At 69.2% G+C, this 15,385-nt stretch carries 12 protein-coding genes and 2 pseudogenes; 10 read left to right on the plus strand and 4 right to left on the minus strand.

Going from position 1 to position 15,385, the window contains the following annotated elements; genetic code table 11:
- Nucleotides 1–187: 187 nt before the first annotated feature.
- Nucleotides 188–1,186, plus strand: a complete 999-nt coding sequence (locus LIV37_RS50035) for an LLM class flavin-dependent oxidoreductase (protein WP_121826434.1) — start codon at nucleotides 188–190, stop codon at nucleotides 1,184–1,186.
- Between the two features lie 97 nt (nucleotides 1,187–1,283).
- Complete coding sequence (locus tag LIV37_RS50040) at nucleotides 1,284–2,555, plus strand: FAS1-like dehydratase domain-containing protein (protein WP_121826433.1); 1,272 nt, start codon at nucleotides 1,284–1,286, stop codon at nucleotides 2,553–2,555.
- Between the two features lie 24 nt (nucleotides 2,556–2,579).
- Here the strand turns inward: LIV37_RS50040 and LIV37_RS50045 are convergent.
- Nucleotides 2,580–4,930, minus strand: a pseudogene (locus LIV37_RS50045) (ATP-binding SpoIIE family protein phosphatase).
- Between the two features lie 286 nt (nucleotides 4,931–5,216).
- Here LIV37_RS50045 and LIV37_RS50050 point away from each other — a divergent pair.
- From LIV37_RS50050 to LIV37_RS50080, 7 genes and pseudogenes are all read left to right on the plus strand, one after another.
- Nucleotides 5,217–6,373, plus strand: a pseudogene (locus LIV37_RS50050) (acyl-CoA dehydrogenase family protein).
- On the plus strand, nucleotides 6,370–7,158 hold the full coding sequence (locus LIV37_RS50055; protein ID WP_121826432.1) for an enoyl-CoA hydratase/isomerase family protein: 789 nt from the start codon (nucleotides 6,370–6,372) through the stop codon (nucleotides 7,156–7,158). The pseudogene LIV37_RS50050 and the gene LIV37_RS50055 overlap by 4 nt, the downstream one beginning before the upstream one ends.
- A 232-nt stretch (nucleotides 7,159–7,390) precedes the next feature.
- Complete coding sequence (locus LIV37_RS50060) at nucleotides 7,391–8,629, plus strand: ABC transporter substrate-binding protein (protein ID WP_020874717.1); 1,239 nt, start codon at nucleotides 7,391–7,393, stop codon at nucleotides 8,627–8,629.
- 46 nt (nucleotides 8,630–8,675) lie between these two features.
- A complete protein-coding gene (locus LIV37_RS50065) occupies nucleotides 8,676–10,181 on the plus strand; it encodes an ABC transporter permease subunit (RefSeq protein ID WP_254807173.1) in 1,506 nt (501 codons plus the stop codon).
- Nucleotides 10,148–10,516 carry an ABC transporter permease subunit gene (locus tag LIV37_RS50070; protein WP_254807174.1) on the plus strand — a complete coding sequence of 123 codons (369 nt, stop codon included), beginning with the start codon at nucleotides 10,148–10,150 and terminating at the stop codon, nucleotides 10,514–10,516. The genes LIV37_RS50065 and LIV37_RS50070 overlap by 34 nt, the downstream gene beginning before the upstream one ends.
- A 125-nt stretch (nucleotides 10,517–10,641) precedes the next feature.
- Nucleotides 10,642–11,388, plus strand: a complete 747-nt coding sequence (locus LIV37_RS50075) for an ABC transporter ATP-binding protein (RefSeq protein WP_020874719.1) — start codon at nucleotides 10,642–10,644, stop codon at nucleotides 11,386–11,388.
- Nucleotides 11,385–12,173 (plus strand): ABC transporter ATP-binding protein, encoded by a 789-nt coding sequence (locus tag LIV37_RS50080; RefSeq protein WP_020874720.1) that lies wholly within the window; start codon nucleotides 11,385–11,387, stop codon nucleotides 12,171–12,173. Before LIV37_RS50075 ends, LIV37_RS50080 begins: the two co-directional genes overlap by 4 nt.
- Before the next feature lie 226 nt (nucleotides 12,174–12,399).
- Here LIV37_RS50080 and LIV37_RS50085 read toward each other — a convergent pair whose 3' ends face one another.
- The gene (locus tag LIV37_RS50085) at nucleotides 12,400–12,837 is read right to left on the minus strand and encodes a Zn-ribbon domain-containing OB-fold protein (protein WP_020874721.1); all 438 of its coding nucleotides are present in this window, start codon (nucleotides 12,835–12,837) and stop codon (nucleotides 12,400–12,402) included.
- Nucleotides 12,834–14,030 carry a thiolase C-terminal domain-containing protein gene (locus LIV37_RS50090; RefSeq protein ID WP_020874722.1) on the minus strand — a complete coding sequence of 399 codons (1,197 nt, stop codon included), beginning with the start codon at nucleotides 14,028–14,030 and terminating at the stop codon, nucleotides 12,834–12,836. Before LIV37_RS50090 ends, LIV37_RS50085 begins: the two co-directional genes overlap by 4 nt.
- Nucleotides 14,031–14,326: 296 nt before the next feature.
- Here LIV37_RS50090 and LIV37_RS50095 point away from each other — a divergent pair, with 296 nt between their 5' ends.
- Nucleotides 14,327–15,109, plus strand: a complete 783-nt coding sequence (locus LIV37_RS50095) for a FadR/GntR family transcriptional regulator (protein ID WP_020874723.1) — start codon at nucleotides 14,327–14,329, stop codon at nucleotides 15,107–15,109.
- Between the two features lie 69 nt (nucleotides 15,110–15,178).
- On the opposite strand, the gene LIV37_RS50100 is transcribed toward LIV37_RS50095, so the two are convergent.
- Nucleotides 15,179–15,385, minus strand: coding sequence for a hypothetical protein (locus tag LIV37_RS50100; RefSeq protein WP_020874724.1), 207 nt, complete (start codon nucleotides 15,383–15,385; stop codon nucleotides 15,179–15,181).

Here is a 15,385-nt window from a genome sequence, read left to right on the forward strand (position 1 = left end):
CGGCGGCACGGGGGTCACCTCCGAGGTGGACGCTCATCTGTTCCCAAGACGGCAGATGTCCCTGTGCTTCGCCTTCGGAACCAATCCGGAACATCTCGAAAGGCTTGCGTGTGAGGAGCCCATGCCGTGAGCGCACCATCGTCGCCGAGAGTCTGCTCGGCCTGTCCAGGGGTCCGGTGACGCCGTCATGAAGCTGGGGATGCCGTGGAACGGCGCCGAGGTGGCCAAGGAGGCCGAGCGGGCGGGTTTCACCTCTTTCTGCACGGGTGACTTCGTCGATCACGACGCCTATCTCTCCTTGGGCGAGATGGCCAGGGGCGTCACCACGGCCGAAGTGGGTACGGCCATCGCTTACGCGTTCGCGCGGACTCCATACGCCCATGCGACAGCGGCCCGCCAGATCCACGCGACCGCGCCCGGGGGAATGTTCCTCGGGTTCGGTACCGGGGCTTTCAAGATCAATCGCGACTGGTTCGGCGTCCCCGCGGACAAGCCGATGGCCCGGATCCGCGAACTGATCCCCGCGGTGCGCGCCTACCTGGACGCGGAGAACGGCGAGGTCGTCTCCTTCGAGGGCGAGTACTACCGTGTCGAGGCCGACATCCGGGCTCCCGTCCTGGGCAGGCTCGACATCCCGCTGCTGCTCGCGGGATTCAACGCCGGTATGGCCCAGACGGCCGGCGAGGTGGCCGACGGCATCATCGGGCACGGCCTGTTCACCGAGCGGTGGTGGCGCGACGTCGTGCGGCCGCGGTTCTCGGCGGGTGTCGAGCGCAGCGGACGGACTCCGTCCGATGTGCGCGAAGTCGGCTGGCTGATCACGGCGGTCGACGACACGGACCCGGGCCGGGCGATCCGCGACGCCAGGCGGATGATCGCGTTCTACCTGACCGTGAAGACCTACGACCCCTTCGTGGAATTTCACGGGTGGGAGTCTGCGGTGGAAGCCCTGCGCGCCGCCTTCCGCGGGGGTGACACCGAGGCGATGGCTGAGGCTGTCACGGATGAGATGCTCGGTGCGATAGCCGTGTGCGGCACCACGGCACAGGCCCAGGCGATGCTCGACGCGCGCAGGGGCGGGCTGCCGCGGGGCACCGCCTATCTGGCGCCCCCGTCGTTCCTGGTCAGCAAGCGGCGTCAGGCGGCGTACTGCAGGGCCGCACTGAATCTGGGGTCGCCGGAGTGACGGTGCCGCGGCGGGGCCTGGCCTTGCCCGGTCCATGCATCTAGTTATATAGTTAAATCATTACGATGAACTCGGTTGGGTGGTCGATGGAGGTTGTATGAGTGAGACGACGGAGCAAACCGAGCGCACTGCCGGAGTGATCGATCCATCCGATGTCGAACAGGCCAAGTCGATCCGTGGGCTGCTGTTCCCGAGCAAGGTCCCCGAGCTCCACACCACCGCGTCCTTCGATTCGATCCGAAACTTCGCACGCAGCTATGGTGACGACAACCCCCTCTACACCGACGAGTCCTACGGCGAAGGCACCCGGTGGGCGGGGCAGGTGGCCCCACCGCTGGTGGGCGTCGCGCTGAACAAGCCCCTGCTGGGAGACCAGCGGCCGATCCACACCAAGCAGCCGGCATTCCGCGGCGTCCACAACTTCGTTTCCGGCACCGCCTGGGAGCTCTACCGGCCGGTCCGGCCGGGCGACTCGCTCTATACCTTTCAGGGGTTGGAGTCGGTGGAGGAGAAGCGGTCGGAGTTCGCCGGCAAAACCCTCATCCTCACTCGGCGTCATGTGCGGATGAACCAGAACGCCGAGGTCGTCTCGGTGGCCCGGGTCATCCTGATCCACGCCGAGCGCAAGGCCGCCAGGAGCCGTGGCAAGTACGACCACGAGCCCACGGCCTATACGGAGGAGGACCTGGCGCGCATCGACGCGATCTACGCCTCCGAGCGCCGGCGCGGTGCCGACACCAGGTGGTTCGAGGACGTGCGGGTCGGAGACGGGCTGGGGCCGATGGCCAAGGGGCCACTCACCACGACCGACATCATCGTCTTCCACTCGGGCGGCTACGGATTCAGCCCGTTCGCCCCGGCCTCGAACCGCCTCGGCTGGCAGAACAGGCAGCGGATCCCCGCTTTCTACACCCCCAATGAGCAGGGAATCCCGGATGTGTCACAGCGGGTGCACTGGGACCCCGCGTGGGCCAGGCAGGTCGGCGCGCCGATGGCGTACGACTACGGCGTCATGCGCGACTGCTGGCTCTCCCACCTCGTCACCGACTGGGCGGGCGACGATGCGTGGCTGGTACGCCAGAGCAGCCAGATGCGGAAGTTCAACTACCTCGGCGACACACACACCCTCACCGGTGAGGTGACGGCGAAGCGCATGGAGAACGGACGAGCAGTGGTCGATCTGACCCTGACCGGCGTCAACCAGCGCGGTGAGGAGACATGCCTTGCCACCGCCACGGTCGCCCTCCCCAGCCGGGAGCATGGTGAGGTCGAGCTCCCCGACGCGCCCGCTGAACTCACCGCGGACGCCGCCCGCCTGATGCAGCGCCACCTCGAGCTCAAGAGTGCCCGTGGACAAGCGCGGTCGTGACCGGGGCCGGGACCCGGGCCCGGCTCAGAAGCCGCGGAGTTCCCGTTCAGCGGGCATAGGATGCAGGGGGAGCTCGGCCCAGATGGTCTTACCGGACCGGCCGTAGCGGATACCCCAACGCCGGGTGAGCTGAGCGACGAGGAACAGACCGCGGCCGCCCTCGTCGGTGATGTGGGCGCGGCGCAGCCGTGGGTGGGTGTTGCTGGGGTCTGAGACCTCGCAGATGAGCACCTTGTCGCGGATGAGGCGCAGTTCCATGGGGCCGCCGGCGTAGCGGATGGCATTGGTGACGAGTTCGCTGACGATGAGTTCGGTGGTGAAAGCCGCCTCGTCGAGTCCCCAGACGGTCAGCTGGTGGCTGGTCGCCTCGCGGGCGTCGGCGACGACAGCGGGGTCGGCGGGGAATTCCCAGGCGGAGGTGGCATCGGGCGCAAGGGCCCGGGTGCGGACGAGGAGCAGGGCGATGTCGTCACGGGGCGGAGAGTCGATGGCATCGGCCATCGCCGCGCGGCCGAGGTCGTCCAGGGCCACGCCTGGACGACAGAGCGCCGCGAGGCGATCGGTCAGCCGCTGGAGGCCGGCGTCGTGGTCGGAGCGGTCGAGGAGACCGTCGGTGTACAGGGCCAGGACACTGCCAGGAGCCAGCTCGAGGGTGGTGGTCTCGAACGGCAGGCCGCCCACGCCCAGCGGCGGACCGGGGGAGAGCGCCACGGGGTGGGCGGTGCCATCGGGGTGGATCAGGACGGGAGGCGGGTGGCCTGAACTGGCCAGGGTGCAAAGACAGGTGATCGGGTCGTAAAGGGCGTACAGACACGTGGCGCCGATCGTGTCCTCGTGTGCGGGGGTGGCCTCCGAAGCCAGCCGGGTGACGAGGTCGTCCAGACGGGTAAGAAGCTCGTCGGGGGGGAGTTCCAGATCGGCCAGCGTCTGGACGGCGGTGCTCAGCCGGCCCATGGTGGCCGTGGCGTGCAGCCCGTGGCCGATGACGTCACCGACGAGAAAGGCGGCGCGCAGCGAGGGCAGCGGTATGACGTCGAACCAGTCGCCGCTGATCTCGGAGCCGCCGCCGGCGGGCTTGTAGAGGCCGACCGTATGGGCGGCTGCGGTGTCGGTGGTGGCGTGCGGGAGCAGTCTCTGCTGCAGGGCCACGGCCGCACGGTGTTCGCGCGTGTAGCGGCGGGCGTTGTCCACGCTCAGCGCCGCGCGGGTCGCTATCTCCGTCAGCAGCTCCGCGTCCTCCTGGCGGAAAGGCTCTGGCTGCTCGGTGCGCCAGATACCGACCGTGCCGAGCAGGAGACCGCGCGCGAAAAGCGGGACCCACATGGCTGAATGACCGTGCTCGGGGACGAACAGCCGCGCCAGTTTCCGGCCGGTGGCCGACTCGGTTTCCGCCCGGTCGGTGATGATGGCCTTGCCGCGCTGCACGCTGCGCAGGCTGAGGGCGTCCCGGAGCCGTGGGACCGCGGCTCCCGGTGGGAGCAAGGGGCAGGTGCCGGCGGGGGCCACGGCGGCCCGTCGCATGTGCGGATCTCCTCCACCGAGGACCTTGGGTGGCTCGTCCCCCTCGAACACCGCATCGGCCAGCTCCACCCAGGCCAGGTCGCCGAGAGCCGGGACCAGGATGTCCGCCATGTCCTGAGCGGTACGGGTGACGTCGAGTGAGGTGCCGATGTGGGCCGAGGCCCGATGGCGCAGCTCCAGGTCGCGAAGGGCCCGCAGCCGATCGGCGGCGTCATGGAGGAAGACGGCGACACCCGCCGGGTGCCCCCGCTCGTCGTCCAGCCTGAAGGCGGACAGCGACAACGCCCCTGCCGCTCGGGCGCCTTTGTCGAGCGCCGCGTCCGGTGCTCGCGTCCGACCAGCGGCACGCCCGTGGACAGCACCTGGCGCAGCGCCGCCTCGGCGGCCTCGGCGTCCTCCGCGGACATGACGTCCGCCAGCCGGCCGCCGATGGGCAGGCCCGGCCCGTCGGACATCTCGGATGTGATGTTGGTTCGCACGACCCGCAGCTCAGGATCGTGGATGCCGATTCCGACGCGATCCTGGCCGAGTAGCGCGCGCAACAGAGACACACTCTGTTCCCAGTCGGTTACGCAGCGGATGGGCGCTGCCAGAACGGCGAACTCGGAGCGGGGCTCGAGCTGCCGCACACGAAAGGCGACCTCGACGGTGTCACCGGAGTGGTGCCGCAGTGTGGCCCGGCCTGCCTCCGGGATCCCGGCCCCGCCGCCCTCGGCCAGGCGGTGTCGCTCCGAGGCGTTGGCGAGGAGGTGCGCCACCGGGCGGCCGCAGACCTCCGTGGCCGTACGGCCCAGCAACTCCTCGGCCGCGCGCGTCCAGCGCAGCACGATGCCCTCGCGGTTGATCACGGCCATCGCGATGCCGTCCAGCGAGAACGGTTCGGCTCCATCGCACTGGCCCGTCATCGTGGTGGCTCTCCTTCGCCTGATGGACCCCATGCCCAGTATGAGTCATTAAGTACGGTCGGTGAATTATGGGGCGGATGCCGGATCGCGTGCGTCAATGCACCGCGGTCCTGCTCTTGTCCTCGGGGACGGTTCGCGTCCGGTCACACGACAGCCTGGCAACACTGGATTATCTTAGTTCACTAAGTGATGCTTGTGTCTTGGGTGCGATGCCGTGTTGGAGAGGCGGAGGAACATGCGACGGAAGCTCTACGAGCGGGACCACGAGGATTTCCGGGCGACTGTGCGGGAGTACGTGGAGCGCGAGGTGCTGCCTCACCGAGAACGCTGGGACGCCGACCGGATGGTCGAGGGAAGCGCCTGGCTGACCGCCGGCCGCCAGGGGATTCTCGGACTTGCCGTGCCGGAGGAGTACGGCGGCGGCGGTGTGGCCGATGTCCGTTACCGCAGTGTGGTCATCGAGGAACTGGCCCGCGTGGGCGCCGCCTCGGTGAACCTCGGGTTCGGACTGCAGGACGACATCTTCCTGCCGTATCTGCTGAGCCTGGCCACCTTGGAGCAGAAGGCCCGTTGGCTGCCGGGGTGGCCAGCGGTGAGCTCATCGGCGCGATCGCCATGACGGAGCCAGGCGCAGGCAGCGATCTGCAGGGCATCCGCACCACTGCCGTGCGTGACGGACAGGAGTGGATCCTCAACGGCACCAAGACCTTCATCACCAACGGCATCGCCGCCGACCTGGTGATCGTCGTCGCTCGGACCGACCCGAGCGCGAGTTCGCACGGCCTCAGCCTGCTCATGGTCGAGCGTGGGATGTCCGGCTTCGAGCGCGGCCGGAAACTGGACAAGATAGGTCTGGTTGCCCAGGACACCGCCGAGCTGGCCTTCGAAGACGTCCGAGTGCCTGCCGGCAACCTGCTGGGCGAAGAGGGAGGCGGCTTCGCGCACCTGATGGCGAACCTTCCCGGCGAGCGGCTCTCCATCGCTCTGCAGGCGCTCTACCCGGCACGGGTCGTGCTGGACTGGACGCTGGAGTACACCAAGGAGCGCCTGGCGTTCGGCAAGCCGTTGGCCGCCTTCCAGAACACCCAGTTCCGACTCGCCGACATGACCACCGAACTCGACGTCGTCCAGGCCTACGTCGACAACTGCCTGCGTGACCTCAACGCAGGCGAACTCACCGCGGTGGACGCCGCCAAGGCGAAGCTCGCCAGCACCGAGCTCCAGCAACGTGTGGTCGACCGCTGCCTGCAACTCTTCGGAGGTTACGGCTATATGAGCGAGTACCCGGTCTCCCGGGCCTTTCTCGACGCACGCGTGCAGACTATCTACGGGGGTACTTCCGAGATCATGCGCACCATCATCGGCCGCGACCTCACGGGGATGCGCTCATGAGGGGGGCGGGGGCGGGCAGTGCGGACCACCTGGTGCGAGAGCGGCGGGGCGCCGCCGAGTGGCTGGTACTCAACCGGCCCGCCCGGCGGAACGCGCTGACCGTCGAGCTCGTCCGCGACCTGGCGGACGCGGTCGCGCGGGCGGGGGCGGACCCCGGGGTGCGGGCCTTGGTCGTCACCGGAGCGCCGCCCGTCTTCTGCGCGGGAGGCGACCTCACCGACTTGTCGGCTGTGGCCGAGAGGGGTGCGCGCGCGGTCACCGACGCCGTGTACGGACAATTCCAGCGCCTTGTGCGGCTGCTGCGCGATGTCCCGGTTCCCGTACTCGCCGTCGTCAACGGGCCCGCTCTGGGCGCCGGCCTGGATCTGGCCCTGGCCTGCGATCTGCGCTACGCGAGCCGAACGGCGAACTTCGCCAGCTCGTGGATCAATGCCGGACTCGTTCCGGGCATGGGGGGCGCTCACCTGCTGGCCCGGGCTGTCGGCAGTACGCGGGCGAGCGAGATGGTCCTCACCGGGCGGGTGGTCCCGCCGGACGAGGCGTGCGCATGGGGCCTCGTCAACGAGGTCCTCGCGCCCGAACGGCTGGAAGAACGGGTCACCGAAGTCACCGGTGAACTGGCGAAGTTGTCCCTCGCCGCACTCAGCAGCAGCAAGGCATCCCTGCGCCGGGCCCTGAGTTCGGAGTTCGATCACGAACTTGCCGTGTTGGGTGCCGTGCAGGGGGGACTGCTCACCGGCCAGGAGTTCCGCGACGCGACCGCGCGCTTCAGAACGAAGGCTTGAGGATCTCTCTCGCCCACGGCGCCCCGTCCCGTCCCGGGTTCGGGGTGCCGTGGCGTGGGCGGCTCCCGCGGTCACGAAGCGAAGGATGAGCCAAAGGCACATCTGGATGACTGGGTCATCAATGCTTCATCTCATCGTTATCTGCGAAAAACGCTGTTCAAGCCCTTGTCGCACCTCCGCTCTCCCTCCATACTCTCCTCATCAACAAAGTGAACTAAGTTGATGAGGTGCTATGTCAGGCAAGAGAATCGCCCGCAGCTCGTTCCGAGTGGCCGCCAGCGCCTGTACGGTCCTGGCTCTCACGCTCGTCTCGGCCTGTGCCGGCAGTGACGCCGCTACGACCGGGGAGGCGGAGAAGGCCGAACTGCCCGTGAAGAAGGCGCAGGGCAAGCCGATCGTCATCGGCATGATCAACAATGACACCAACGCGGCGGGCAACTTCGCCAACGTCGGTCAGGCAACCCGCGCGGCGGTGAAGTACATCAACAACAACCTGGGCGGGGCCGGCGGGCGGCCAATCCGCCTCGAGTACTGCGCGTCAAACGGGACGTCCGCGGCGTCGGCGAACTGCGCGGCGCAACTGCTGGAGGCGAAGCCCGCAACGGTGATCGGCGGCCTCGATCTCGGCTCGGACGGCTCCCTTCCCGTCCTTGCCAAGGCCGGTGTGCCCTACCTGAGCCCGACGCCGACCAGCTCCGCCGAACTCACGTCCCCCACGTCGTTCTCGTTCGTCGCGGGATCGGCGGCGTCACAGGGCGCCGCGGCCACCTACGCGGCGAAGGAGCTGAAGACCAAGAAGGCCGCCGTCCTGTTCAACGAGAACCCCCAGGCGCGACTGACCGCCGAGAGGTTCGTCCGGAACGTGCTCAAGGCACACGGTGTGAGCCGCGTGACCATGGCGCCCTTCAGTGCGAACGAGACCGATATGGCCGGTCCGCTCAGCCAGGCCCTCAAGGGCGGGACCGACACGGTGTTCGGGATCATGCCGGAAGCCGGATGCGTCAACGTCCTGAAGGCCAAGCAGTCGTTGGCCAGCACGGCGAACTACTTCTTCAGCGGCAACTGTGCCGCGCCGAGTGTCCTCAAGGCCGGGGGAAGCGCGGCCGAAGGGACGTACTTCCCCGTGTCCGTGCAGCCCGCGAACGCGGACACCCCCGACACCGCGGCGTTCCGGGCCGCCATGGCGCGGTACGCCCCCTCTGTCGATGTCGGGGTCTACCCGGAATCCGCCTTCGGTACGGCCGTGACCCTGTCCCGGGTGCTGGCCAAGATCGACAAGCCGGACGATCCGTCAGCCGTGATGCGCGCGCTCCGCGGGCTGAAGGGCCGGCCGACGTTCGTCGGCCCCGAGGTCACCTGTGACGGCAAACAGGTCAAGGGCCTGCCGTCCGTCTGCAGCGACAAGGTCCGCATAGTGAAGACCGAGAACGGTCAGCTGAAGGACGCCGCCGGGCGCTGGTACCCCGAGTGATCACCTCCATGCTCCCGGTGGCTCACCGGCGGACCGAAGGAACGACATGATCGAGCTCCTGCAATTCGCCCTCCTGGGCCTGGGCGCGGGAACCATCTACGCCGCGCTGGGCACGGGAGTGGTGCTCACCTACCAGGCCGCGGGTGTCATCAACATCTCCCTGGGCGCGATGGGGATGTACATCGGCTACACCTACGCCTTCCTGCACAACGAGAACCTGCTCGTCCTCCCGATCGGCACGTTCTCCATGCCCGTCCTGCCGATCTGGGCCGCCGTACTGCTCTGCCTCGCAGTCGCGATGCTCCTGGGCCTGGTCGCCTACGCACTGGTCTTCCGTCCGCTGCGGGCGGCGTCGGGCCTGCTGAAACTCGTGGCCGCCGTCGGCATCGCCATGGTCCTGCAGTCCCTGGCGGTCCTGCGATTTCCGAGCACGAGCGCCAGTGTGCCGCCGATCCTGGCGAACGACCCCGTGCACATCGGCGGTCTGACGGTGCCCTGGGACAGGTTTCTGCTCGCGGGCGCCGTCATCGCCGCCGCTGTCCTGCTGTGGGCCGTGACGCGGTTCACCCGCACCGGACTGGCGATGCGGGCGGTCGCCGAGGACGAACGGGCGGCCATGCTCCTCGGGCACTCTCCCGGCCGGCTCTCCGCACTGGCCTGGTTGGGGTCATCGGCGCTGGCCGGGCTGCTGGGCATCCTCGCCAGCCCCATCACGGGGCTCGACCCGGTGACCAACAGTCTGTTCGTCGTGCCGGCGCTCGCCGTGGCGATCGTCGGACGACTGCGCTCCTTCGGCGTGACGGTCGCCGCCGGCATCGCCCTGGGCATGATCCAGAGCGTCGTACTGAAGCTTCAGGGTGACTACTCCTGGCTGCCGCAGACCGGACTGCGCGACGTACTGCCCTTCCTGGTGATCGTTGTGACGCTCGCCGTCGGCGGCGGGCGGCTGCCCTCCCGGGGTACGGAAGAGGACCCGCGGCTGCCGGCGGTGCCGCGCGGCGGCACGAAACCGATCACCGTCGCCGCGACGCTCCTGGCCGGCGTGGCGCTGATCCTCACTCTGGACGGGCCGTACCGCACGGCACTGACCACGTCCGTCGTCGCCGTCCTGGTCTGCTTGGGCATCGTCGTCGTCACCGGCATGCTCGGACAGATCTCGCTGGCCCAGATGACCTTCGCCGGTGCCGCCGGATTCGTGCTCAGCAATCTCACCACGCACACCCATCTCCCGTTCCCGCTCCCACCGCTCATCGCGGTGGCGCTCGCCGTGCTCCTGGGCGTGGGCGTCGCCGTGCCCGCGCTGCGCATACGGGGAGTGACCCTCGGTGTCGTCACTCTGGGCCTTGCCGTGGCCGTGTCGGAGTTCGTCTTCAAGAACCCGACTGGACGGGCGGGTTCGGCGGCAGCCGGGTACCGGAACTGCGCCTGTTCGGCGTCGGGCTCGGTGGCGGCGGAGACGTCGGGTTCGCCCTGTTCGCCCTGTTCACCGTCACGGCCTGCGCGGTCGGCGTGGTCTGGTTGCGCCGGACCCGCCTCGGCGGCCAGATGCTGACGATCCGCGCCAACGAGCGAGCGGCCGCGGCGGCGGGCATCAACATCGCCGGGGTCAAGCTGACGGGCTTCGGCATCGCCGCCGGGCTCGCGGGAACAGCCGGTGTACTCCTCGGGTACCAGCAGAAGAGTCTGGCCTTCCAGAACTTCGACGTGTTCGTGTCGCTCACCTACGTCGCGGTGGTGTACCTCGCGGGCATCAGCCGGGTCTCCGGTGCCGTGATCGCCGGTCTCATGGTCCCGGCGGGCTGGTGTACTACGCGCTCGACCGCCGGCTGGAACTCGGCAAGTACAACGCGATCGTCAGCGCGATCGGACTGCTCGTCGCCCTGGTGACCACCCCGGTGGTGTGGCGGGGGAGCTCGACCGGCAGATGCGGTGGCTCGCCGGCAGGCGGCGCCGCCCGGCCGTGCCGGAACCGTCCGGCGAGAAGGCCGCCGTACTGGGAGAGGAGACCGAGCGTGTCGTCACTCGCACTCCGTGATCTGCACGTCACCTTCGGCGGCGTGCGCGCCCTCGAAGGCGTGAGCCTGGAGGTCGCGGAGGGAACCCTCACCGGTCTCATCGGCCCCAACGGCGCCGGCAAGACCACCCTGCTGGACGCGTGCACCGGTTATGTCGCCGCACGCGGCGAGGTGTACCTCGGCGATCGCCGGCTCGACAACCTGGCGCCCTACCGGCGCGCCCGCGCCGGGCTGGTGCGCACCTTCCAGTCGCTCGATCTGTTCGACGATCTGACCGTGGCGGAGAACGTGGCCACCGGAATGCCCGGAGAAACCGACCAGCGCTGGTGGCACCAGCTCAGGCGGATGCCCTCCGCCGACATCCCGGTCCTGCACGACCTCCTGGGGTCGCTCGGGCTCGACGGTGTCGCGGACCTCCTGCCCGGTGCCGTCAGCCAGGGGCAGCGCGCGCTGGTGGCCCTGGCCCGCGCCCTGATGGCCCGCCCCGACGTGCTGCTCCTCGACGAACCCGCGGCGGGCCTCGACACCCACGAGAGCGAAGAACTGGGCCGACGCCTCAGAGGCGTGTGCGACCGGGGCACCAGCGTGCTCCTGGTGGAGCACGACATGAGCCTGGTCCTCGGCAACTGCGACCACGTCCATGTCCTGGACGGCGGAAAGCTGCTCGCCTCGGGGACCCCGGCGGAGGTCAGGAAGGACCCCGCCGTCCTCGCGGCCTACCTGGGCGAAGGGAGCCCGTCATGACCGGCGCGGACAGCGCAACCGACACGGCAGGTGCCGCCGCCGAGCCCGCGCCCGCCGTCCTGCGAGTGCGGGGCCTGCACGCCGGCCACGGCGCGGGCATCGTCGTCCGCGATGTCGACCTGCACGTCGCACCGGGGGAGGTGGTGGCCCTCTTCGGGCCGAATGGCGCGGGCAAGACCACCACACTGCTGACCCTGTCCGGCTGTCTGCCGGCCCACGCCGGGCAGATCGAGTTGCTCGGCGCCCCGGTCACCGCGCGCACCGGGGCCCGTGCTCTGGCCCGGCGCGGTCTGCGCCTGGTCCCGGAGGACCGGGGGCTGTTCCGGCAGCTGACCGTCAGGGAGAACCTCGTGCTCTGCCTGGAACAGCGGCGCGGCGGCCGGGCCCTGATCGAGGAGGCACTGACCGTGCTGCCTCAGCTGCGTCCGCTGCTGTCCCGTCGCGCCGGCTTGTTGTCCGGGGGTGAACAGCAGCAACTCGCTCTTGTGCGTGCTCTGTTGGGGCGCCCTCGACTGCTCTTCGTGGACGAGATGTCGCTCGGCCTCGCCCCGAGAATCGCCGGAGAGCTGCTGCGGACGCTCCGTACCCTGGCTGTGGAGCGCGGACTCGGCGTGCTGCTGGTCGAGCAGCATGTGCCCGCCGCCCTGGAGGTGGTGGACCGGGTGTACGCGCTGGCACGCGGCCGTCTGGTGCACAGCGGGCCCGCGGACGAACTGCGCCGCGACCCGGGCCTGCTCCGGGCCGCCTACCTCGGCGGTACGGACCAGCGTGATCGCACCGCTTGAGACATCTGATGGTCTCAGGCCCGGACATGCCCCCGGCGGTACGTCGTCGCGGTTGGGCATGGATGCGTTCGTCCCAGCGTCTGCGGGTTGTCGCGATGCGGACGAGCCACCGGCCAGACACTTGTACGCCCCGGGAATCCGACGAGAGCTCCCGGGGCGTACGGGTATCCACTGGCACTCATGTGGCTCGGGGGAAGACTGAGTGCCTTCAGGGACGGGGCTGACTTCAGGGACGGGGGTGATGAGGACGGAAGACCGGAAGCAGCCAGCCGTCCGAGATGGGGGAGAAATCCACGACGAGTTCCATGCCGATCCGGATCTCGTCCGGATCGGCATCGATCACATTGCTGACGAGGCGGGCACCCGGCGCGTCCGGCAGATCGACGACGGCCGCCACCACCACGGCACCGTCCACCCCGGGGATGTTGCGGACGACGGAGAAGCTGAAGACGCTTCCTCGGCCGGACAGCCGGACCCATTCGACGTTCTGTGACTGGCACTCGGGGCAGAACGGGGTCGGCGGCAGCCGGAAGTGGCCGCAGTCGGCACAGCGCGGTGCGGTCAGCCGCCGTTCCCGGGCCGCTTGCCAGAACGGCTCGGTGACGTGATCGGTGGCGATCCGCACCCGCTCGGCGGGCAGCGCCCGGGACAGGGCGGCGCTCATGCGTCACGCCCCAGGATCAGACCGCTGACCGGGATGGTCGCCGGGCCGCCGCTGACCAGGGCCAGCTCCGCTCCCGGCACTTGGTTGACGGCGGTGCCGCGCAGCTGCTCCACCGCTTCCCGTACGTGGGTCATGCCGATCACGTAGCCCTCCGAGAGATGTCCGCCGTGCGTGTTGACGGGGATCGAGCCCCCCTTGTAGCGGATGGCCCCGCTCTCCACGAAGGCACCGCCCTCTCCCTTGCCGCAGAAGCCGTAGTCCTCCAGCTGCATCACGACCATGGGTGAGAAGTGGTCGTACAACAGGGCCACGTCGATGTCGTCCGGACCGACGCCGGCCTTGGCGTAGAGGCGCTGGGCCACCGCCGCGTGGCCGGAGGAGGCGAACGTCTCCTCCGGCATGCCCATCCAGCTGAAGCCCCGGCCCCACTCCCGCTGGCCACCGTGCGCGGCCGCGACGACCGGCACGGGCTTCTGGCGGAGGCCACGGGCGCGTTCGAGACTGGTGGTGAGGACGGCGACCGCACCGTCCGTCTCCATGCAGAAGTCGTACAGGCACAGCGGCTCGGCGATCATCCGTGCGTTGAAGTAGTCGTCGAGAGTGAGCGGCGTGCGCCGTAGCGCGGTGGGGCGCGTGATCGCGTTCTCCCGGGTGGAGATGGCGACCTCGGCGAAGGCCTCGCGGCGGGTGCCGTAGGAGTGCATATGACGGCGGGCCAGTACCGACATCAGGTGTCCTGGGCCGGTCAGGCCCGCGGGCTGGATGAACGACTTCTCGGGCGTGGGCTCGGCCTTGCCGAAGACACCGCCCAGCCGGTACTCGGGGAGCTGCTGCAATGCCATGACGCTGACCACGCAGGTCGCGTCGCCCGCGACGATGGCGGCGCGGGCCAGGCCGATGGAGCCGGCCGAGCCGCCCCCGCCGGCGGTCAGCGAGGCGGTGAAGGTCACTTCGGGGATGCCGAGGGTCTCCATGAGGGAGGCGGTCTCCATGGACCGGCCATAGCCACCGCCCGCCATGGAGTAATAGGCGAAGCCGTCGATGTCCTTGACCGACAGCCCGGCGTCCTCGCAGGCCGCCAGGATCGCCTTGCCCGCCAGCTCGGTGATGGTCTGCGGGTGTGATTCACCGCGGGGGTAGTACGGGGTTGCGCCGACCCCGACGATCGCGGTGTCGGGGGTTTGCGGAGCCATGGGCGTCTCTCTTTCGCGGTCTCCGTCGGATGCAATCAACCTAGGATTCTTAGTTCACCATGTTGGGTCAGAATAGTTCCGTCCGTGGCCTGTCAGCAAGGGAGCGCGTGACGAGCCGCTCTGCGCCGTTCCCGGCCGCGGGCGACCCTGGACGGGCCGACGCGGGGCCGGGCGAGATAGCTATCCTCGTAAGTGACGTAACCCAGGTCTCTCCGTGTCTACGGCGGACTCGGATCGCAGTGAAACAGTGAAGGCGGAAACCTATGGCGGGGTCGGACGAACGGCGTCCTGATGGTGTGAACTGGAACAACGGGGGGGCGGTGGCGGCGGTCAACGGCGTGCGCGCGCCGAAGACCGGTGAGCTCGTCGCTCGGCGTCTGCGCCGCATGATCGTCGACGGTGAGCTCAAGAGCGGTGACTTCCTGCCGCATGAGCCGGAACTGCTGGCGCACTTCAATGTCTCCCGTCCGACTCTGCGGGAAGCCGTCAGGGTCCTCGAGTCCGAAGGGCTCGTGGAACTCAGGCGAGGCTCGCGCACCGGTGCCAGGGTGACAGTGCCTGGTCCCGAGGCCGTCGCCCGGCCGGCGGCCCTCCTGCTTCAACTGGAGGGTGCCACGCTGGCCGACGTCTACGTGGCGCGCAGTGCCATCGAGCCGCCGGCCGCGCGGCTGCTCGCGCTCGACGGCGACGAGGAGAAGTACGCGGCCCTGGAGCAGGTGCTGGAGGAGGAGCGGGCCAACCTGGACGACGTGGACCGATTCGCACTGGGTGCCGCCCAGTTCCATCTGCGTCTCGTGCAGCTCTCCGGCAACAAGACCCTGGCCGTCATGGTGGGGATGGTCTACGAGATCATCCTGCGCCAGTCGCAGATCGTGGTCCGCGCTCGCCGTGAGAACACGCCCAGCCTGAGCCGTCAGCACAACAAACGGGCCGTGCGGGCGTACGAGAAGCTGGTGAAGCTGGTGCGCTCGGGTGACGGTGACGCGGCGGAGGCGTTCTGGCGCAAGCACCTCGCGGTGGCCGACGAACTGGTCCTCGCGGGCAGTGAGGCGACAAGGGTCATCGACATCCTCGACTGACCGCCATGGCCATCGTCTCCCCGGCTCCCGGGGTGGTCAGGTCGCGGCTGACCACCCCGGGGACGTCGCTCAGCCCGTGGGCGACCCTGTGTGCGCCCGGGCCAGACGCAGGCCCTCGTCCCTGTCCGTGGCGATGACCTCCCATCGCTCGCAGGAGCAGGCGCACACGTAGCCGCCCTTGTCGCGGGGGATGACGGACTGGGCGACACAGGCGCCGGCGCTGGCCACATCGTGCAGGAACTCGGTGGGCGAGTCGTACATCACGTTGTCGGACAT

It is taken from the genome of Streptomyces rapamycinicus NRRL 5491, assembly GCF_024298965.1.
Classification (GTDB): Bacteria; Actinomycetota; Actinomycetes; order Streptomycetales; family Streptomycetaceae; genus Streptomyces; species Streptomyces rapamycinicus.